This is a genomic window from Brooklawnia sp. (genome assembly GCF_032229645.1).
GTDB lineage: Bacteria > Actinomycetota > Actinomycetes > Propionibacteriales > Propionibacteriaceae > Brooklawnia.
The window spans coordinates 1-2,684 of record NZ_JAVTWX010000036.1 but is presented as its reverse complement, the minus strand read 5'-3'; the positions used below and the strand labels follow the sequence as shown (position 1 = coordinate 2,684).

The 2,684-nt window shown below is 69.0% G+C and carries 4 protein-coding genes; 1 reads left to right on the top strand and 3 read right to left on the bottom strand.

Going from position 1 to position 2,684, the window contains the following annotated elements; genetic code table 11:
* On the bottom strand, positions 1-813 hold an 813-nt coding region (locus AAFP05_RS02170; RefSeq protein ID WP_341728211.1), incomplete at its 3' end, for a sugar ABC transporter permease.
* Between the two features lies 1 nt (position 814).
* Here AAFP05_RS02170 and AAFP05_RS02165 point away from each other — a divergent pair.
* Positions 815-1,021, top strand: a complete 207-nt coding sequence (locus AAFP05_RS02165) for a hypothetical protein (protein WP_341728210.1) — start codon at positions 815-817, stop codon at positions 1,019-1,021.
* Here the strand turns inward: AAFP05_RS02165 and AAFP05_RS02160 are convergent.
* A complete protein-coding gene (locus AAFP05_RS02160) occupies positions 1,000-2,238 on the bottom strand; it encodes an extracellular solute-binding protein (RefSeq protein ID WP_341728209.1) in 1,239 nt (412 codons plus the stop codon). The two genes, AAFP05_RS02165 and AAFP05_RS02160, sit on opposite strands and share 22 nt — an antisense overlap.
* Positions 2,239-2,303: 65 nt before the next feature.
* Positions 2,304-2,684 (bottom strand): substrate-binding domain-containing protein (locus AAFP05_RS02155; RefSeq protein WP_341728208.1); only part of this gene is annotated, 381 nt, incomplete at its 5' end.

Below are 2,684 nucleotides of genomic sequence, written 5' to 3'. Positions count from 1 at the left end.
CAGCGTCATGATCACGATGATCGCGAACAGGATGAACGCGATCGCGGCGCCGCGGCCCCAGCGCTGCGACTCGAAGGCCGCCTGGTAGGACAGGAAGGCGGGGGTCAGAGTGGTCTTGGACGGCCCGCCCTGGCTGCCGGTGTAGATCTGGTCGAACACCTGCCAGGTCCCGATCAGGCCGAGCGTGATCACGGTGAACAGGGTCGGCCGCAGCAGGGGCACGGTGACGTACCAGAACCGCTGCCACACGCTTGCGCCGTCGACCATCGCCGCTTCGTCGGTGTCCTCGCCGATGGATTGCAGGGCGGCCAGGAAGAGCAGCATGAAGGTGCCCGAGGTGGTGAAGATCGCCATCATGATGAAGGCCGCCATCGCGATCGACGGCCCGGCGATCCACTCCCAGGTCGAGATGCCGAACAGCCCTGGCTGGCTGAGCGCCGCCGGCGCCTCGCCGCCACCCATCAGCAGGTGGAAGATGCCGCGGGGGTCGGCGAACCAGTTCGGGCCCTGGATGCTCAGCCAGGACAGCACCGCGTTGACCGCACCACTGGCCGAGAACAGGAAGAGCCAGAGCACGGTGATCGCCACCGTCGAGGTCACCGACGGGAAGTAGAACGCCGTCCGGAAGAAGCCCTTGCCCCGCAGCGCCCGCTTGTTGACCATGAACGCCAGGCCGAGCGAGATCGCCGTCTGCAGCGGGACCACGAACAGCACGTAGTACAGGTTGTTCCGGATCGCCGTGCCGAAGTCACGCGCGGCCAGCCCGCGGCCGCCGAGCATCTCGGCGTAGTGGGTGCCGCCGACGAAGTGCACGTTGGACGAGAACGGACTGCCGCGTCCGTTCCAGTCCGAGACGCTCACCCAGGCCGCCATGATCACCGGGACGAAGAGGAACAGGCCCAGGATCACCACCATCGGCGAGACGAAGAGCCACCCGGCCGCGGTCTGGTCACGGCTCCGCCGGCGCGGTGGCCGGGTGGCGGTACCCGTGGCCACGGCTCAGGCCCCGATCGCGGCCTGAAGGTCGGTCTGCGTGCCGTCCAGGATCGTCTTCGGATCGCTGCTGCCGAGCTTGGCGAGCTTGCTGTTCAACTCGGCCAGCACCGCCGCGACGCCCTCCTGGGCGGGCAGGTTCTGGGCGTACGCGGCACCATCGATGAACGGCTCCATGCCCGGGTTGTCCTGCTTGAAGGCCTCGGACGCCGACTGCACCGACGGCATCACGCCGAACGCCTTCGAGAAGGCCAGCTGCTGCTGCGTGGTGGTCAGGAACTCGACCAGGCTCTTGGCACCCTCCTTGTTGTCGGCGTCGGTGGCGATGCCCCAGCAGTTGGTGTACTGCAGGGTGCCCTGCTGGGCGCCGGCCGGCAGCGCGGCGACGGTGTAGTCGAGATCCTTGTAGTCCTTCTTGGCGCCGGTGATCCAGTTGCCCTCGATCACCATGCCGGCCAGGTTCTTGCCGAGCGCCTCGCCGCCCCAGCCCGCACCGACGTCGCTGTTCAGGGCCGCGACGCCGTCGTTCAGCATCTTCTTCACGAAGGCGAGGCCCTCGACGTTCTGGGGCGAGTTGGCGGTCGCCTTGCCGTCGGTGACCAGTCCTCCGCCGGCCTGGGCCATGAACACGCCGAGGCGCTGCACCTCATGGCTCACCACCAGACCCTTGACCTTGCCCTTGGTGAGCTTCTTGGCCACGGCCTCCAACTCGGCCCAGGTCGTGGGGACGTCGTTGTCGGTGAGGCCGGCCTCCTTCCACAGCTCGTTGTTGATCACCAGCGCGAGGGTGGAGAAGTCCTTCGGTGCGCAGTAGAACTTCCCGTCGACGGTGAACGCCTCCACCAGCTTCGGGTAGAAGTCGGCCTTGTTCGGCAGCGAGTCCCCGTAGGCCTCCAGCGACCCGTTGGCGACCCAGCCGGCCAGTGCGTCGGTGGACACGTACAGCAGGTCGTCCGGCTTGCCGCCGGTGAAGCCCTGGGTCGCCTGCTGGGTGAGATCCGAGGCGACCTTCACCTCGGCGGGGACGCCGGACTGCCGCGACCAGGCGGCCACGGCCTCCTTCACGGCATCGGTCTCGGCGGTGCCGGATGAGCCGATCAGCACCGAGACCGGGTTGGAGTTGGGTGAGCCGTTGCCCTGGCTCTGTTCGCCGCCCGGGTCGGCACCGCCGGAGCAGGCCGCGAGGGTGGCGAGGGCGATTGCGGACGTCGCGGCCAGACCGGCGCGCAGTGTGCGGATCTTCATGATGGGTTCCCTTCGTTGGGTGGAGGAGCGGTCCCTTCTGGGTGTGTCTGGACGACTGGTCAGGCTCAGGGGGTGAAACCCACGGGGTCGCGGATGACCAGCCGGGAGGGCAGCAACACCTGGCGATCGGGGAGCGGCCGCCCGTGGAGCTGGGCGACCGTCATCGCCACCAGGGTCGCCGCCGCCTGCTCGACCGGCTGGGCGACGCTGGAGATGCCCAGGGCCCCGGCCACCGGGGTGTCGTCGAAGCCGATCACGTCTCCGGTCGGCCGGCCGTCGCTGAACAGCCGCGAGACCGCGGCCAGCGCCAGCGAGTCGCTGGTGCAGACGATCGCCGTCGCTCCCGCGGCGAGCAGCTGGTCGGTGGCCTCGGCGCCCTGCTGGACGTTGTCCTCGGTGGCCGCCCTGAGCCCGTGCAGATCGAGGCCCGCCATGCCGCGCCGCCA